This is a genomic window from Amycolatopsis lexingtonensis (genome assembly GCF_014873755.1).
Taxonomy (GTDB): Bacteria; Actinomycetota; Actinomycetes; order Mycobacteriales; family Pseudonocardiaceae; genus Amycolatopsis; species Amycolatopsis lexingtonensis.
The window spans coordinates 649,441-664,636 of the sequence record NZ_JADBEG010000001.1; the positions used below are offsets into that span (position 1 = coordinate 649,441).

A 15,196-nucleotide genomic window follows, 5' to 3' on the forward strand; every position below is an offset into this window, starting at 1 on the left:
CTAGGGGTGCTGGCTGCTGACGGAGACGACTTCGCCGGTCAGGTAACTGGCGTAGTCGCTGGCGAGGAAGACCATGACGTTGGCGACTTCCCAGGGTTCGGCGGCGCGGCCGAAGGCTTCGCGTTTCGTGAGGTCTTCGAGGAGTTCGTCGCTGGTCACCTTGGCGAGGAAGGGGTGCATCGCGAGGCTGGGGGCGACGGCGTTGATCCGGACGCCGTGGTCGGCGGCGTCGAGCGCGGAGCAGCGGGTCAGCGCCATGACCCCGGCCTTCGCGGCGGCGTAGTGGGCCTGCCCGGCCTGGGCGCGCCAGCCGATCACCGAGGCGTTGTTGACGATCGCGCCGCCGCCGCCCTGGGCGACGAACTGCTTCAGCACCGCGCGGGTGCAGCGGAAGGTGCCGGTGAGGGTGATGTCGAGGACCTTCGACCACTCGTCGTCGGTCATCTCCAGCACGGACTTCGTGCCGCCGAGCCCGGCGTTGTTGATCAGCACGTCGACGCGCCCGTAGTGCGCCACGGCGCCGTCGACGAGCGCCTGGACCTGGTCCTCCTGCGTGACGTCGCAGGGGATCGCGTGCACCTCGCCCAGTTCCGCGGCCTTCTCCTTCAGGCGCCGCTCGTGCCAGTCGCTGATGACGACCCGCGCGCCTTCCTCCAGGCAGCGCTTGGCCGCGGCCGAGCCGATGCCGGTGCCGGCCGCGGCGGTGACCACGACGACCTTGCCCGCGAGCAAGTTGTGGCCGGGCGGGTAGTGGGGGATCACGGGCGGGCCTCCCGGGGCAGGCCGAGGACGCGCTCGGCGATGATGTTCCGTTCGATTTCGTCCGAGCCGCCGTAGATGGTGTCGGCGCGGGTGAACAGGTAGAGCCGCTGCCAGTCATCCAGCTCGGCGGTGGCCGAGGTGAGCGACCGCGCGCCACGGGCGCGCATGGCGAGTTCGCCCAGGCCCCGGTGCCACTGCGCCCAGAGCAGCTTGCCGACGGCGACTTCGGGACCGGCGGCCTGGCCCAGTGTCCGCAACGCGTGCGCCCGCAGGACGCGCAGGCCGATGCGGGCGCGGGTGAGGTCGGCGCGCAGCAGCGGGTCGTCGTAGGTGCCGGTCCGCTGGGCCTCCGCGGTGATGTCGTCGAGTTCGCGGCGGAAGCCGATCTGCTGGCCGAGCGTGGACACCCCGCGTTCGAAGCCCAGGGTGGCCATCGCGATCTTCCACCCCTCGCCGGGTTCGCCGACGACGAGACCGGCGGGCGTGCGGGCGTCGTCGAAGAAGACCTCGTTGAACTCCGACGTGCCGGTGAGCTGCTGGATCGGCCGCACGGTGACGCCGTCCTGGCGCAGCGGCACCAGCAGATAGGAGAGGCCGTGGTGGCGCTGGGAACCGGGCTCGGTGCGGGCCACGACGAAGCACCAGTCGGCCACGTGCGCCAGCGACGTCCAGATCTTCTGCCCGTTGAGCACCCATTCGCCGTCGCGCAGGACGGCCGACGTCGAGACGGCGGCGAGGTCGGAGCCGGCGCCGGGCTCGGAGTAGCCCTGGCACCACAGTTCCTCGACGGCGAGGATCTTCGGCAGGAACCGGGCCCGCTGCTCCGGCGTGCCGAACGCGATGAGCGTCGGGCCGAGGAGCTGCTCGCCGATGTGGTTGACCCGGGCGGGGGCGCCGGAGGCGGCGTACTCCTCGTGGAAGGCGACCTGCTCGGCCAGCGACAGCCCGCGGCCGCCGTGCTCGGCCGGCCACCCGACGCCGGTCCAGCCCGCGGCGGCGAGGTGGCGTTCCCAGGCCAGCCGCAGCTCGAACTCCTCGTGCTCGCGTCCCGGGCCGCCCAGGCCGCGCAGCCGGGCGAACTCGCCGGTCAGGTTGGCGGCCAGCCAGCCGGCGACTTCACGGCGGAATCCCGTCGGTTCCACACACGCCTCCTTGCCGCCGGGCCGGTCCGGCACCTAGGGTAATGAGAACACGTTCTAGTTTGCCGGTCCAGAGGAGGGTGTGGTGGGAAGAACCACGATCCCGGCCGTCGTCCGGGACGCCGCCGCCAAGTTCGGCTCCGCGGAGGCACTGGTCGACGGCGGGCTGCGGCTCGGCTACGACCAGCTTCTGGAACGTGTTCGAACGGTTGCCAGGGCCTTCCTCGCCCGCGGGATCCAACCCGGTGATCGCGTCGCCATCGCCCTGCCGAACACCCACCACTGGGTCCTCACGGCGCTGGGCGCGCTCTACGCGGGCGCGACGCTGATCCCGGTCAACACCCGGTTCACCGCCGCCGAGACCGTCGACCTGCTCGTCCGCGGCCGCGCGAAAGCGCTGGTCGTGGCGGCCGACTTCCTCGGCACCGACCGCCACGCCGCGATCCGCGCGACCGGCGCCGGGCTGCCCGAACTCGGCACCGTCGTCCGGGTACCGCTGGAGCAGGAGCACCGGCCGGTCGAAGGCACCCTGGGCTGGGACGAGTTCCTCGGCCTCGCCGAACGCGTCCCGCTCGCCGAGGCCGAGGCGCGGGCCGACGCCGTCGAGCCGGACGACGTCAGCGACATCCTGTTCACCTCCGGCACCAGCGGCCGCTCGAAAGGCGTGCTCTCGGCCCACCGCCAGGCGGTCGGCGTCGCGGCCGCGTGGGCGGAGTGCGGCCGGGTCACCGCCGACGACCGGTACCTGGTGATCAACCCGTTCTTCCACAGCTTCGGCTACAAGGCCGGGATCCTGGTCGGCCTGCTGACCGGCGCGACGCTCGTCCCGCAGGCCGTGTTCGACGTCCGCGCGGCCCTGGACCTGATCGAGCGGGAACGGATCTCCGTGCTCCCGGGCGCGCCGACGATCTTCCAGTCGCTGCTGCAAGAGCGGCGGGGTGATCTGCCGTCGCTGCGGCTCGCGGTCACCGGCGCGGCCACGGTCCCCGCGTCGCTGGTCCGGCGGATGCGGGCCGAGCTGGGGTTCGAGGTCGTCCTCACCGCCTACGGCCTCACCGAAGCCGTCGTGGTGACGATGTGCCGTCCCGGCGACGACGCCGAGCTGGTGTCCCGCACGTCCGGCCGCGCGACCGCCGGGTTCGAAGTCGCGATCCAGGGTTCGCCGGGCGAGATCGTGGTCCGCGGGCCGAACGTGATGCTCGGCTACCTCGACGACCCGGCGGCCACCGCGAAAGCCGTCGACGAGCAGGGCTGGCTGCACACCGGCGACGTCGGCGAACTCGACGAGGCCGGCAACCTGACGATCACCGGCCGGCTCAAGGACATGTACATCTGCGGCGGCTTCAACGTCTACCCGGCCGAGGTCGAGCACGCCCTCACCGAACTGGACGGCGTTCGCGACGTCGCCGTCGTCGGCGTCCCGGACGACCGGCTCGGCGAGGTCGGCAAGGCCTTCGTCGTCGGCACCGGGCTGACCGGGGAAGCGGTCATCGCGTTCTGCCGCGAGCGGCTCGCCAACTACAAGACCCCGCGGTCCGTCGAGTTCGTGGACGAGCTGCCCCGCAACGCTTCCGGCAAGGTGCTGAAGCGGCTGCTGACCGAGGAGAGCGCATGAGTGAACCGGTGGTCCGATCCGAGCGGCGCGGGCCGGTCGCGGTGGTCACGATGAACCGGCCGGACTACCGCAACGCCCAGAACTCCGCGATGACCTACGCGCTGGACGACGCCTTCGCGGCCGCGGTGAACGACCCCGAGGTCAAGGTGATCGTGCTGGCGGGCGAGGGCAAGCACTTCTCCGCCGGGCACGACATCGGCAGCCCCGGCCGGGACGCCGACCAGTCGTTCGACCGGCGCGCGGTCATGTGGTGGGACCACACCGACCGCGCGGGCGGCGACCAGCGGTTCGCCCGCGAGTCCGAGGTGTACCTCGGGATGTGCCGCCGGTGGCGGGAAATCCCGAAGCCGATGATCGCCAGCGTGCAGGGCGCGTGCATCGCGGGCGGGCTGATGCTGGCGTGGGTGTGCGACCTGATCGTCGCCGCCGACGACGCGTTCTTCGCCGATCCCGTGGTGCGGATGGGGATTCCCGGCGTCGAGTACTTCGCGCACCCGTGGGTGCTCGGACCCCGTGCGGCGAAAGAGGTGCTGTTCACCGGCGAGCGGTTCACGGTGCAGCAGGCCAAGGAATGGGGCATGGTCACCCGGATCGTGCCGCGCGCGGAGCTGGCAGAGCACACGTTGGCGCTGGCCGAAAAGATCAGCGCGATGCCGTCGTTCGGGCTGGCGCTGGCGAAGAAGGCGGTGAACCAGGCCGAGGACCTGATGGGCCTGCGGTCCGGGATGGATTCGGTGTTCGGGCTGCACCACTTCGCGCACGCCCACAACGCGGAGACCTCGGAGGACTCGCTCGGCGGCCAGTCGGCGCGGTCGATGCGCGACGCGAACAAGGGGAGCTGATGGACCTCGACATCGACGAGGCTTCGGCCGCCTTCCGCGACGAGGCCCGGGAGTGGCTCGCCGCGAACGTTCCCACGCTGCCCTCGATGGACACCGCCGAAGGGTTCGCGGCGCACCGGGAGTGGGAAGCGCGGCTGGCCGAAGCGCGGTGGTCGGTCGTGTCGTGGCCGGCCGAGTACCACGGCCGGGACGCCTCGATGCTGCAGTGGCTGCTGTTCGAGGAGGAGTACTACGCGGCCCGCGCGCCCGGCCGGGTGAGCCAGAACGGCATCTTCATGCTGGGCCCGACGTTGTTCGCCCACGGCACCCAGGAGCAGCGCGACCGGATCCTGCCGCCGATGGCCCGGGGCGAGCAGGTCTGGGCGCAGGCGTGGTCGGAACCCGAGGCGGGCAGCGACATCGCGGCACTGCGCAGCACGGCCAAGCGCACCGAAGGCGGCTGGCTGCTGTCGGGGCAGAAGACGTGGAGTTCGCGGGCGAGTTTCGCCGACCGCGCGTTCGGGTTGTTCCGCACCGACCCTTCGGCGCAGCGGCATCACGGGCTGACGTACTTCATGGCCGACCTGCGCGCCGACGGCGTCACCGTCCGGCCGATCCCGCAGCTCGACGGGGAACCGGGGTTCGCGGAGATCTTCTTCGACGACGTGTTCGTGCCCGACGCCGACGTGATCGGGGAGGTCGGGCAGGGGTGGCGGGTCGCGATGACGACGGCCAACAACGAGCGCGGCCTGTCGCTGCGCAGCCCCGGCCGGTTCCTCGCCGCCGCCGACCGCCTGATCGGCCTGTGGCGGTCGCAGGGCTCCGAGGAGTCCACAAAGGACCGGGTGGCCGACGCCTGGATCGGCGCCCGGGCCTACCAGCTCTACACGTTCGGGACGGTGAGCAGGCTCGCCGAGGGCGGCGAGCTGGGCCCGGAGTCCAGTGTGAACAAGCTGTTCTGGTCCCACCTCGACGTGGCCCTGCACGAGACCGCGCTCGACGTGCTCGGCCCGGCCGGGGAGACCGACCGGGACTGGGTGGACGGCTACCTGTTCTCCCTCGCCGGGCCGATCTACGGCGGCACGGACCAGATCCAGCGCAACACGATCGCCGAACGGCTGCTGAAACTCCCGAGGGAGGCCCGCCGATGAGGTTCCTGCTCTCGCCCGAGCACCGGCAGTTCGCCGCGACCCTGCACGAGCTGCTCGGCGGGGCGGACACCGCGGCCGCCGCCCGGGCCTGGGCGGCGGGGGAGCACGACCGCGGCCTGAAACTCTGGCGCGCGCTCGCCGACGTCGGGGTCTTCGCGCTGCTCGTGCCCGAGGAGCACGGCGGGCTCGGCGCCGGCCCGGTCGACCTGGTGGTCGCTTTCGAAGCGCTCGGCTACCACGCCGTTCCCGGCCCGCTCGCCGAGTCCGCGGCGGTCGCCCCGGCACTGCTGACCGGCGACCGGCTCGCCGCCCTCGCCGAGGGCGACCTCCTGGCCACCGTCGTCGCGCCGCCGGAAGTCCCCCTGGCACTGGACGCCGACGTCGCCGGTGTCGTGCTGGACCTGACCGGTGCCGAATGCGCCGCGGAGACCGACCTCGTCCGCTCGGTCGACCCGGCTCGGCGGCTCTTCCAGGTCCCCGGTACACCGGTAGCCGACTCGCCCGCGTTCGACTTCGGCGTCCTGGCGGTGGCCGCGCAGCTCCTCGGCGCGGGCCAATGGCTCCTGGACACCTCCGTCGCCTACGCCAAGCAGCGCAGCCAATACGGCCGGGCCATCGGCGAGTACCAGGCGATCAAGCACCTCCTCGCCGACGTCGCCACCCGGCTCGAACTGGCCCGGCCGCTGCTCTACGGCGCCGCGGTCGCCGAGGGGACGTTCGCCCGGGACGTCTCGGCGGCCAAGGTCATGGCCGGGGACGCCGCCTACCTGGCCGCGCGGACCGCCCTGCAGGTGCACGGCGCCATCGGCTACACCGCCGAACACGACCTCGGCCTGCGGCTCACGAAGGTCCGCGCGCTGGCCGGGGCGTGGGGCACCGGGTCGTTCCACCGCGCGCGGGTGCTGCGATGACCGACCCGATGGCGACCGAGGAAGCCCGCGCCCTGCGGGACGCCGTGCGAGCGCTGCTGACCCGGCGGTCGGGACCCGAGGCGGTGCGGGCCGCGATGGACTCGCCGCTGGGCCACGACGACAAGTTGTGGTCGACGCTGTGCGAGCAGATCGGCGTCGCCGCCCTCGCCATCCCGGAGCACTACGGCGGCGCGGGCGCGGGACTCGCCGAAGCGTGCGTGGTCCTGGAGGAACTCGGCCGGACGCTGACGCCCGCGCCGATGCTGGGCTCGGCGCTGCTCTGCGGCGAAGCCCTGCTCCGCGCCGGCAACGACGAAGCCTGCGAACGGCTGCTGCCAGGCATCGCCGCGGGCACCACCCTCGCGGCGCTCGCCTGGGCCGACGAGGACTGGGCACCGGGACTGACCGCGTCGGACGCCGGGCTCGACGGCCGCGCCCACTACGTCCTGGACGGCGACCTCGCCGACGTCCTCCTCGCCGTGGCCCGCACCGCGGACGGCACCGGCCTGTTCGAAGTCCCGCTCGACGGTGTCCGCCGCGAGCGCGTCACGACGCTCGACCCGACCCGCCGGCTGGCCGTGGTCGACTTCGCGTCGACCCCGGCCCGGCGCCTCGACACCGGCGGCTTCGCGCGGCAGCTGCGGCAGGTGCTCGACGTCGCGGTGACCGGCGTGGCCGCGGAACAGGTCGGCGCGGCGGCCCGGGCGCTGGAACTGACGGTGGACTACACGAAGCAACGCCGTCAGTTCGGCCGGCCGATCGGGTCGTTCCAGGCGCTGAAGCACCGGATGGCCGACGTCCACGTCCACGTCGAAGCGGCGCGGTCGGCGCTGTACGCGGCCATTGTGGACGGTGACGAAGAAGCCGTCGCGGGCGCGAAACTCGTGTGCGGCGAAGCCTTTTCGCACGCCGCCGCCGAGATGATCCAGCTCCACGGCGGCATCGCGATCACCTGGGAGCACGACGCCCACCTGTACTTCAAGCGCGCGCACGGGACCGCCCTGCTGTTCGGCGATCCCGCGCGCGCACTGCGCTCCTAGCTGAGGTGGTGCACTTCCTGCAGCCCGTACACCGGCGTCGGCAGGCCTTCGGCGCGGGCCTTGAGCTGCAGGGCGAGGTAGAGCGAGTAGTGGCGGGACTGGTGCAGGTTCCCGCCGTGGAACCACAGCCCCTCCTGCTGCGTGGGCTTCCACATGTTCCGCTGCTCGCCTTCCCACGGCCCTGGGTCCTTGGTGGTGTCCGAACCCAGACCCCACACCTTGCCGACCTTGTCGGCGACCTCCTGGCTGATCAGGTCCGCCGCCCAGCCGTTCATCGAGCCGTACCCGGTGGCGTAGACGACGAGGTCCGCTTCGAGCTCGGTGCCGTCGTCGAGCCGCACGGAGTTCTCCGTCAGCTCGGTGACCTGCCCGTGTGCCAGCTTGACGTCCCCGTTCGCCACCAGGTCCGCGGCGCCCACGTCGATGTAGTAGCCCGAGCCGCGGCGCAGGTACTTCATGAACAGCCCGGAGTCGTCGTCACCCCAGTCGTGGCGGAAGCCCGCGGCCTCGAGGCGGTCGTAGAACTCCTGGTCGCGTTCCTTGATCGCGGCGTACACCGGCTGCTGGAAGGTGTGCATGATCCGGTAGGGGAGCGAGGCGAACGTCAGGTCCGCCTTCTGCGTCGTCATCCCGGCGGCCAGCGCGCGCTCCGAGTAGAGGTCGCCGAGGGCGAGGTCCATCAGGGAGTCCGACTTCACGATGTGCGTGGAGCTGCGCTGGACCATGGTGACGTCGGCGCCGGCTTCCCACAGCGCGCCGCAGATGTCGAACGCCGAGTTGTTGGACCCGATGACGACGGCCTTCTTGCCGCGGTAGGCGTCCGGCCCGGGGTGTCGGGAGCTGTGGTGCTGCTCGCCCCGGAAGCGGTCCTGGCCGGGCAGCACGGGGATGTTCGGCTTGCCCGACATGCCGGTCGCGAGCACCAGCTGCTTCGGCTTGAGGACGACTTCTTCGCCGTCGCGGTCGAGGACGACCGTCCACTCCTTGGCTTCTTCGTCGTAGGAGGCGCGCTTGCAGGTCGTCGACGACCAGTAGTTGACCTCCATGACCTTCGTGTACATCTCGAGCCAGTCGGCGATCTTGTCCTTGGGCGCGAAGACCGGCCAGTTGCGCGGGAAGTCGAGGTAGGGCAGGTGGTCGTACCAGACCGGGTCGTGCAGGCAGAGCGACTTGTAGCGGCCGCGCCACTGGTCGCCGGGCCGGGCGTACCGGTCGACGACGACGTGCGGCACGCCGAGCTGGCGCAACCGGGCGCCCAGCGCGATCCCGCCCTGCCCGCCGCCGATGACGACGACGTACGGCTGCCGCGTGGTGCCCAGCTCCGCCGCTTCCGCCTGCCGCGCTTCGGACCAGGTGACGCGGTCGGGGTTGATGCCGTGCTCGGCGCCCTTCGGCCGGGCGGTGCCGAGCGGCTCCTCGTGCCCCTTCAGCTCGTGCAGGGTGGTGAGCAGCGTGAAGGCGCCTTCGTCGGTGAGCCGCAGGTGGCCGCGTCCGCGCCCGGCCGCGGTTTCGAAACCGATCCACGCCTCGACGACGCCGTCGCTTTCGGTCGGCTCCTCGGTGGCGTGGAAGCCGCTCGCGTCCGTGGTGTCCATCGTGGCGAGCAGGAGGTCCTTGACACCGTCGCGGTTTTCGACGGTCTTGAGGTTCCAGGTGAAGGCGACCAGGTCGCGCCAGAACGACGTCGTGGCGAAGAGGGCGGCGGCGCGGTCGGCGTCCCTGGCCGCGAGCGCGGCCTCGAAGTCGGCGAGCCAGCCGTCGACGCGCTGCCGGGCATCGAGGGCCGCGGCCGGTTCGAGGGTCTGGGTCATGAGCGGACCTCCCCGTCTCGGGCACCGTCGTCGTCGGCGGCGCGTTCAGGGCAGCCAACCCCGGCGGCCCGGGTCCGCGTAAGGGTTGCCCTAAGGTTGCACGGCGGCTTCGACGCCGGGCGCGATCCGGTACGGCCGGGCGAGCAGCAGGCCGCCGACGAGCTTGCGCAGCCGGGACAGCTCGGCGCGCACGGTCACCAGGTGCGTCCGGTCGCCGTAGACGGTTTCCGACAGCTGCGCGGCCGACACCCCGGCGGGCCCCGCGGCCACGATCAGCCGCAGCAGCTCGGCCTGGCGCCGGCCGAGCGGGTGCGTCCACCGCGTCGAGCCTTCGACGATCGCGCGCGGCGCCCCGAGTTCGAGGGTGAGCCGCAACGGTTCCCGCCGGCTCGGCCGCAGCAGCCAGCCCCCGGGCACCGGCTCGGGTTCGCACGCCCCGATCCCGCGCACGGCCACCGGAACGCCGGGACTGGGCGCGGCGACCCGGTCGATCCCCGAGACCCCGCTCTGCGCGGCGACCCAGCCGTGGTCGTCGACGACCAGCCCGGGCCCGCCGCGGAGCACGTGCCCGGACAGCTGCCGGAGCCCTTGCAGCCGGGTCTCGTGCCGCTGCCACAGCAGGGCTTCGACGAGCCGCACGGACGTCCCGACCAGCGCGACGGTCATCGGGTGCACGGCCTCGGCCGGCCCGCTGACGTCGACGATGCCGAGCAGCTCGCCACTGCGCGGGTCGTGCACGGGGTAGGCGGTGCACGCCCAGGTGTGGTGCGACCGCACGAAGTGCTCGGCGGCGAACATCTGCACGGGCGCGGCCTCGGCCAGCGCGGTCCCGATCGCGTTGCTGCCGATGGCGGGCTCCGACCAGGTGGCCCCTTCGGTGAAGCCGAGCGAGTCGGCGCGGTGCCGCACCCTTCGCGCGCCTTCGCGCCAGAGGACGACCCCGTCGGCGTCGGTGACGACCATGAGGTGGTGCGCGTCTTCGGCGACCGACGTCAGCGAGCCCCGCAGCTCGGGCAGCACTTCGTTCAGCCGGCAGCCGGTCCGCCGCCGTTCGACTTCGGCGGCCCCGACGGGATCGGGCGCGGGCGGCCGATCGGGATCGACCCCTTGCGCGGCGACGCGCCGCCACGAGCGTTCGACGAGCAGCCGCGGAGGGGTTTTGGGTGGCTTCCCGGCCAGGACGGCGTCGTGGATGCCCGCGAGCAGCCGGGCGTGCCCGGCCACGTCGATGCCGGGCCGGACCGCGCAGACGCCTTCGTCCACCGCCACCTCCTGGGCCGTGGCTTCACGGTAACCCGGCTGGTGGGGGGTGGGGCAACCTTGACGCAACCCCGGCTCCGGCGTCTTGAATGACTCATTCAGGTCTTGGGAGGTCCTGAATGACTCATTCAAGACCTTTGCGGTGGGCGAGCGGGTCAGCCGGTGAGGCGGACCGCCATGGAAGGGAGTTCGCGGTTCGCCTCGTCCAAGCCTCTCGCCACCGTGCGGCAAGCTCCGCACCCCGCGATGTGCTCCGCGATCGCCGTCGCTCGCCGCGGGGACAGCGCGCCGCGGACCCACGCGCCCATCCGGCGGCGGGGCTCGCGGCAGATCGGTTCCTCCGCGTCCGGCACCTGGACCTGCAGGTACGCCTGCCGCAAACCCTCGCGTGCCCGCATCGCCAGCGCCGCCACACTATTGGGTGAAAGTCCGAGCAGGGGTGCGACCTCCGTCGGGGTGTCGCCCTCGGCTTCGGTCCGCCAGAGCACCGTCCGCCACCGGCCCGGGAGCGTGCAGTAAGCCGTCCACACCAGCTTCTCGTTCGACCGGTGCAACGCCAGTTCGTCGGCCCCGCCGGCCGCGGCGTTCTCGGGAACCGTCTCGCACAGCTCGACGCGGCTGCCTTGCCTGCCCCAGCGGGAAACCAGGTTCCGCATGGTCACCACGAGGTACGGCCGCAGGTCGCCGTCCGGGCCGCCGCCGGCGCGGACCACCGCCAGGACGCGGGTGAACGCCTCGGCCACCAGGTCGTCGCGCTCGGCGGGCTGGTTCGCCCAGCGGCTCGCGATGCGGCGCAACGGGTCCGCGTGCCTGCGGAACAGGGCGCCGCCCGCGGCGAGGTCGCCGGCGCGGAGGGCGGCGAGCAGCTCCGCGTCCGGCGGGTCCTCATCTGCTGTCCTCATTGTTGCTCTCCGTGACTGCGCTGCACCCAAAGTAAGAGGTACGGCAGTGTACGCCATAGTCCGGCGCCGGTACACTCCGTGCCGATGACATCGACGGACCGGCCGCGGCCTCCCGACGGGCGGGCCGCCAGGTGGGCCGGGCAGCGGGAACGCCGTCGCGGCGAGTTCGTCGAGGCGGGCCTGCGCGCCATCGAGCGGTACGGGCCCGAGGTGTCCACCGAGCAGATCGCCGAGGAAGCCGGCGTGGCCCGCACGCGCCTCTACCGGCACTTCGCCGGCGCCGCCGACCTGCAGCACGCCATCGCGGGCCGGGTGGCGGAGCTGATCACCGCCGAATTCGCGCCGCTGTGGAGCCCCGCCGGCACGCCGATGGACCTCATCCGGACGGCGATCGGCGCGCACACCCGCTGGCTGGCCGAGCACGGCTCGCTCTACCGCTACCTGACCAGGCACGGCATGGACGGCGCCCCCGACGTCTTCGCCGACGGCAAGACCGCCATCGCCCGTCAGCTCACCGTCGTCTTCGAGCACTACCTCGGGCTCTTCGGCATGGACACCCGCGTCTGCGAGGCCGTCGCGTTCGGGCTGGTCGGCCTCGTGGAAACGAGCACCTCGCGCTGGCTGGAGCACCCCCGCGGGGTCGGCCGCGCCGAGCTGGCCGCCCTGCTGGCGCGCTGGGTCTGGGGAATCGTCGACGACACCCTGCGCGCGGGCGGCGTGGTGCTCGACCCGGACACGCCGCTCGACGCGGCCGACCTGACCCCGCGCTGACCGTCCACAGTGGAGTCCGGGTGCGCGGGCGCGGCCCCGCCCTTACGATCGCGGCAAGCACGCGGGAGCGGGGGAGCGGATGGGCATCGGGGCCGGCACGTGGCTCGTCACCATCGGCGTCGTCCTGGCCTTGCTGGCCGTCGACCTCGTGATCGCCGCGGTCCGGCCGCACCGGGTCGGGTTCGGCGAGGCCGTCGCCTGGTCGGTGGGCTACATCCTGGTCGCGGTGGCGTTCGGCGTCTGGGTGGTGCTGGCGCACGGCGGTGAGTTCGGCGCCGAGTACTTCGCCGGCTACATCGTCGAAAAGAGCCTGTCGGTCGACAACCTGTTCGTGTTCGTGATCATCATGACGACGTTCGCCGTCCCGGAGGAGCACCAGCACAAGGTGCTCACGTTCGGGATCGTGCTCGCACTGGTGATGCGCGGGCTCTTCATCGCGCTCGGCGCGGCCCTGCTCGCGGTGTTCTCCTTCATGTTCCTGCTGTTCGGCCTCCTGCTGATCTTCACCGGCGTCCAGCTGTTCCGGCACCGCGACGCCGACCCCGACATCGAGCACAACCTCGTCGTGCGCACCGCGCGGCGCCTGCTGCCGGTGTCGGAGACCTACGACGGCGGCCGGCTGACCACCAAGGTGGCCGGACGGCGGCTCGTCACCCCGCTGGTGGTGGTCCTGGTCGCGATCGGCGGCGTCGACCTGCTGTTCGCGCTGGACTCGATCCCGGCGGTGTTCGGCGTGACCGACGAGCCCTTCATCGTCTTCGCCGCGAACGCGTTCGCGCTGCTGGGCCTGCGCGCGCTGTACTTCCTCGTGAAGGGGCTGCTCGACCGGCTCGTCTACCTCTCGGCCGGCCTCGCGATCATCCTCGCGTTCATCGGGGTGAAGCTGATCCTGCACTGGGCGCACGTCGACATCGACGCGCGCGTGCCGGAGATCGCCACGCCGGTCAGCCTCGCGGTGATCATCGGCGTCCTCGCCGTCGTGACCGTCGCCAGCCTGGTCAAGACCCGACGCGACCCCGGGGCGAAGGCGCACCCGGGCTCGCTGCGCGGGTCGGGTGGCTCAGACGGCGAAGACCTGTGAGTCGTCGGCGAACGCCTTGAACTCCAGGGCGTTGCCGGCCGGGTCGAGCAGGAACATCGTCCACTGCTCGCCGGGCTGACCCTCGAACCGGAGGTAGGGCTCGATCACGAACGCCGTCCCGGCGGCGCGCAGCCGCTCGGCGAGCGCGTGGAACTCCTCGACCGCGAGGAGCAGGCCGAAGTGCGGCACCGGCACGTCGTGACCGTCGACCGGGTTGTGCGCCCGCTCGGGCCGGGACGGCGCCAGGTGCGTGACGAACTGGTGGCCGTGCAGGTTCCAGTCGACCCACCTCTCGGCGCTGCGGCCCTGCTCGAGGCCGAGGACCTCGCCGTAGAAATGGCGGGCGGCGGTGAGGTCGTCGACGGGTACGGCGAGGTGGAAGCGGGGGAGAGTCATGTCTGAATGTTAACATTACGACATGAGTGCTCAAGTGGCTCCCGCACGGCGGCGCGGGCTGGCCGACGAGGTGGCCGACCGCCTCCGCGACGCGATCTTCGACGGCGGGTACGCGCCGGGCAGCCAGCTGCGCGAGGTGGAGCTGGCCGAGGCACTGGGCGTCAGCCGGGGGCCGGTGCGGGAGGCGCTGCTCAAGCTCGAGCGCGAAGGGCTCGTCCGCGGCGAGTGGCACCGGGGCACCACGGTCACCGCGCTGTCCGATGTGGACGTCGAGGAGCTGGACAGCCTGCGGGCGGCGCTCGAACAGCTCGCGGTCGCGCTGGTGGTCGAGCGCGGCTCCGACCTGGCGGAGATCGACGCCGTCGTCGCGCGCATGGAACGGGCGGCCGACGAGCACGAGATGGTCCGCTGCGACCTGGCCTTCCACGACGCGGTCTACGCCGCCGCCGGCCACCGCCGCCTGCGCGAAGCGTGGGAGGCGATCCGCTCGCAGGTGCACCTGTTCCTGCTGACGCGGATCGGCGTCGAGTCCGAGGGCTACCTGGCGGGCATCCCCGCCGAGCACCGGCAGCTCGCCGACGCCCTGCGGGCCCGCGACCGCGAGGCCGCCCTCGAGCTCTTCGCCGTGCACCGCCGCCACGCGTTCGAGATCCTGCGCGGGAGTTGACGGCGGCGTCCTGCGGCGCGGATCGTGGAGCGATGGCGACACGCATGGGTGCGCGGTTCACCGGCGACCTGGCCGCACTGCGCTACGAACCGGTGGCGAAGCGCGTTCGGGCAGTCGCGAGTGGACGGACGTTCGCCGACTCGCGCCGGGCGGTGCTGGTCTGGGAACCGAAGCGGGTGGTGCCGTCGTACGCGATCCCGCTGCCGGACCTGCGGGCGACGCCGACCCCGGCAGGCGCCGAAGAAGCGGCGGAGCACCCGGTCCGGCTGGCCGAAGGCGGCCCGCCGGTCCTCGACCCGCGGACCGCGTTCGCCGTGCACACCTGCGCCGGCGAACCGCTGACCCTGGCCGCGGACGGCGTGACGCTGCCGGGCGCGGGTTTCCGGCCCGCCGACCCCGACCTCGCCGAGCACGTCGTCCTCGACTTCGCGGCCTTCGACGAGTGGCTCGAGGAGGCCGAGCCGATCGTCGGCCACCCGCGGGACCCGTTCTCGCGCATCGACGTCCGGCGCAGCGACAGCCGGGTCCGGATCGAGGTCGACGGCGTCGTGGTGGCCGACTCGGCCGCGCCCCGGCTGCTGTTCGAAACCGGCATCACCACCCGCTACTACCTGCCGCGCGAAGACGTCCGGATGGAGCTGCTCACGCCGTCGGACACCCGCACGACGTGTGCCTACAAAGGACACGCGAGCTACTGGTCGGTGGGCGCGCACCCCGATCTCGCGTGGACGTACGACGAACCGCTGTCCGACGCGCGGGACGTCGCCGGATACATCGCCTTCCTGACCGAACGCGTCGACGTCTTCGTGGACGGGGAGCGCCAGCCGCGGCCGGTCACGCCCTGGTCGTAGCACCGGGTTGCCCGGACG

The 15,196-nt window shown here is 72.5% G+C and carries 15 protein-coding genes; 9 read left to right on the forward strand and 6 right to left on the reverse strand.

Annotation, left to right across the window (positions count from 1 at the left end):
- Both H4696_RS03000 and H4696_RS03005 read right to left on the reverse strand, forming a co-directional pair.
- Entirely contained in the window at positions 1–762 is a 762-nt protein-coding gene (locus tag H4696_RS03000) for an SDR family oxidoreductase (RefSeq protein WP_086856098.1), read from the reverse strand.
- On the reverse strand, positions 759–1,904 hold the full coding sequence (locus tag H4696_RS03005) for an acyl-CoA dehydrogenase family protein (RefSeq protein ID WP_086856099.1): 1,146 nt from the start codon (positions 1,902–1,904) through the stop codon (positions 759–761). The genes H4696_RS03000 and H4696_RS03005 overlap by 4 nt, the downstream gene beginning before the upstream one ends.
- A gap of 82 nt (positions 1,905–1,986) precedes the next feature.
- Between H4696_RS03005 and H4696_RS03010 the strand changes: the two genes are divergently transcribed.
- The 5 genes from H4696_RS03010 to H4696_RS03030 are packed head-to-tail and all read left to right on the forward strand — an operon-like array spanning position 1,987 to position 7,439.
- A complete protein-coding gene (locus tag H4696_RS03010; RefSeq protein ID WP_086856100.1) occupies positions 1,987–3,516 on the forward strand; it encodes a FadD3 family acyl-CoA ligase in 1,530 nt (509 codons plus the stop codon).
- Positions 3,513–4,358 (forward strand): enoyl-CoA hydratase, encoded by an 846-nt coding sequence (locus tag H4696_RS03015; protein WP_086856101.1) that lies wholly within the window; start codon positions 3,513–3,515, stop codon positions 4,356–4,358. The genes H4696_RS03010 and H4696_RS03015 overlap by 4 nt, the downstream gene beginning before the upstream one ends.
- Positions 4,358–5,488: an acyl-CoA dehydrogenase family protein gene (locus H4696_RS03020; RefSeq protein ID WP_086856102.1), complete on the forward strand. Its 1,131-nt coding sequence runs from the start codon at positions 4,358–4,360 to the stop codon at positions 5,486–5,488. Before H4696_RS03015 ends, H4696_RS03020 begins: the two co-directional genes overlap by 1 nt.
- Entirely contained in the window at positions 5,485–6,399 is a 915-nt protein-coding gene (locus H4696_RS03025) for an acyl-CoA dehydrogenase family protein (RefSeq protein WP_086856103.1), read from the forward strand. Before H4696_RS03020 ends, H4696_RS03025 begins: the two co-directional genes overlap by 4 nt.
- Positions 6,396–7,439 carry an acyl-CoA dehydrogenase family protein gene (locus H4696_RS03030; RefSeq protein ID WP_192782030.1) on the forward strand — a complete coding sequence of 348 codons (1,044 nt, stop codon included), beginning with the start codon at positions 6,396–6,398 and terminating at the stop codon, positions 7,437–7,439. The genes H4696_RS03025 and H4696_RS03030 overlap by 4 nt, the downstream gene beginning before the upstream one ends.
- Here the strand turns inward: H4696_RS03030 and H4696_RS03035 are convergent.
- The 3 genes from H4696_RS03035 to H4696_RS03045 all read right to left on the reverse strand — a co-directional run bounded on the left by H4696_RS03035 (position 7,436) and on the right by H4696_RS03045 (position 11,412).
- Positions 7,436–9,250, reverse strand: coding sequence for a flavin-containing monooxygenase (locus H4696_RS03035; RefSeq protein ID WP_086856104.1), 1,815 nt, complete (start codon positions 9,248–9,250; stop codon positions 7,436–7,438). The two genes, H4696_RS03030 and H4696_RS03035, sit on opposite strands and share 4 nt — an antisense overlap.
- A gap of 90 nt (positions 9,251–9,340) precedes the next feature.
- Positions 9,341–10,513: a GAF domain-containing protein gene (locus H4696_RS03040; RefSeq protein WP_211299590.1), complete on the reverse strand. Its 1,173-nt coding sequence runs from the start codon at positions 10,511–10,513 to the stop codon at positions 9,341–9,343.
- A gap of 152 nt (positions 10,514–10,665) precedes the next feature.
- Complete coding sequence (locus tag H4696_RS03045) at positions 10,666–11,412, reverse strand: sigma-70 family RNA polymerase sigma factor (RefSeq protein ID WP_086856106.1); 747 nt, start codon at positions 11,410–11,412, stop codon at positions 10,666–10,668.
- An 84-nt stretch (positions 11,413–11,496) separates the two neighbouring features.
- Here H4696_RS03045 and H4696_RS03050 point away from each other — a divergent pair, with 84 nt between their 5' ends.
- Both H4696_RS03050 and H4696_RS03055 read left to right on the forward strand, forming a co-directional pair.
- Positions 11,497–12,183, forward strand: coding sequence for a TetR/AcrR family transcriptional regulator (locus tag H4696_RS03050; protein WP_086856107.1), 687 nt, complete (start codon positions 11,497–11,499; stop codon positions 12,181–12,183).
- Positions 12,184–12,262: 79 nt separating this feature from the next.
- Positions 12,263–13,264, forward strand: coding sequence for a TerC/Alx family metal homeostasis membrane protein (locus tag H4696_RS03055; RefSeq protein ID WP_086856108.1), 1,002 nt, complete (start codon positions 12,263–12,265; stop codon positions 13,262–13,264).
- Here the strand turns inward: H4696_RS03055 and H4696_RS03060 are convergent.
- The gene (locus H4696_RS03060; protein ID WP_086856109.1) at positions 13,244–13,660 is read right to left on the reverse strand and encodes a VOC family protein; all 417 of its coding nucleotides are present in this window, start codon (positions 13,658–13,660) and stop codon (positions 13,244–13,246) included. The two genes, H4696_RS03055 and H4696_RS03060, sit on opposite strands and share 21 nt — an antisense overlap.
- Positions 13,661–13,682: 22 nt before the next feature.
- Between H4696_RS03060 and H4696_RS03065 the strand changes: the two genes are divergently transcribed.
- Both H4696_RS03065 and H4696_RS03070 read left to right on the forward strand, forming a co-directional pair.
- Entirely contained in the window at positions 13,683–14,327 is a 645-nt protein-coding gene (locus H4696_RS03065) for a GntR family transcriptional regulator (RefSeq protein WP_086856110.1), read from the forward strand.
- A 32-nt stretch (positions 14,328–14,359) separates the two neighbouring features.
- On the forward strand, positions 14,360–15,178 hold the full coding sequence (locus tag H4696_RS03070) for a DUF427 domain-containing protein (RefSeq protein ID WP_169734797.1): 819 nt from the start codon (positions 14,360–14,362) through the stop codon (positions 15,176–15,178).
- Positions 15,179–15,196 lie beyond the last annotated feature (18 nt).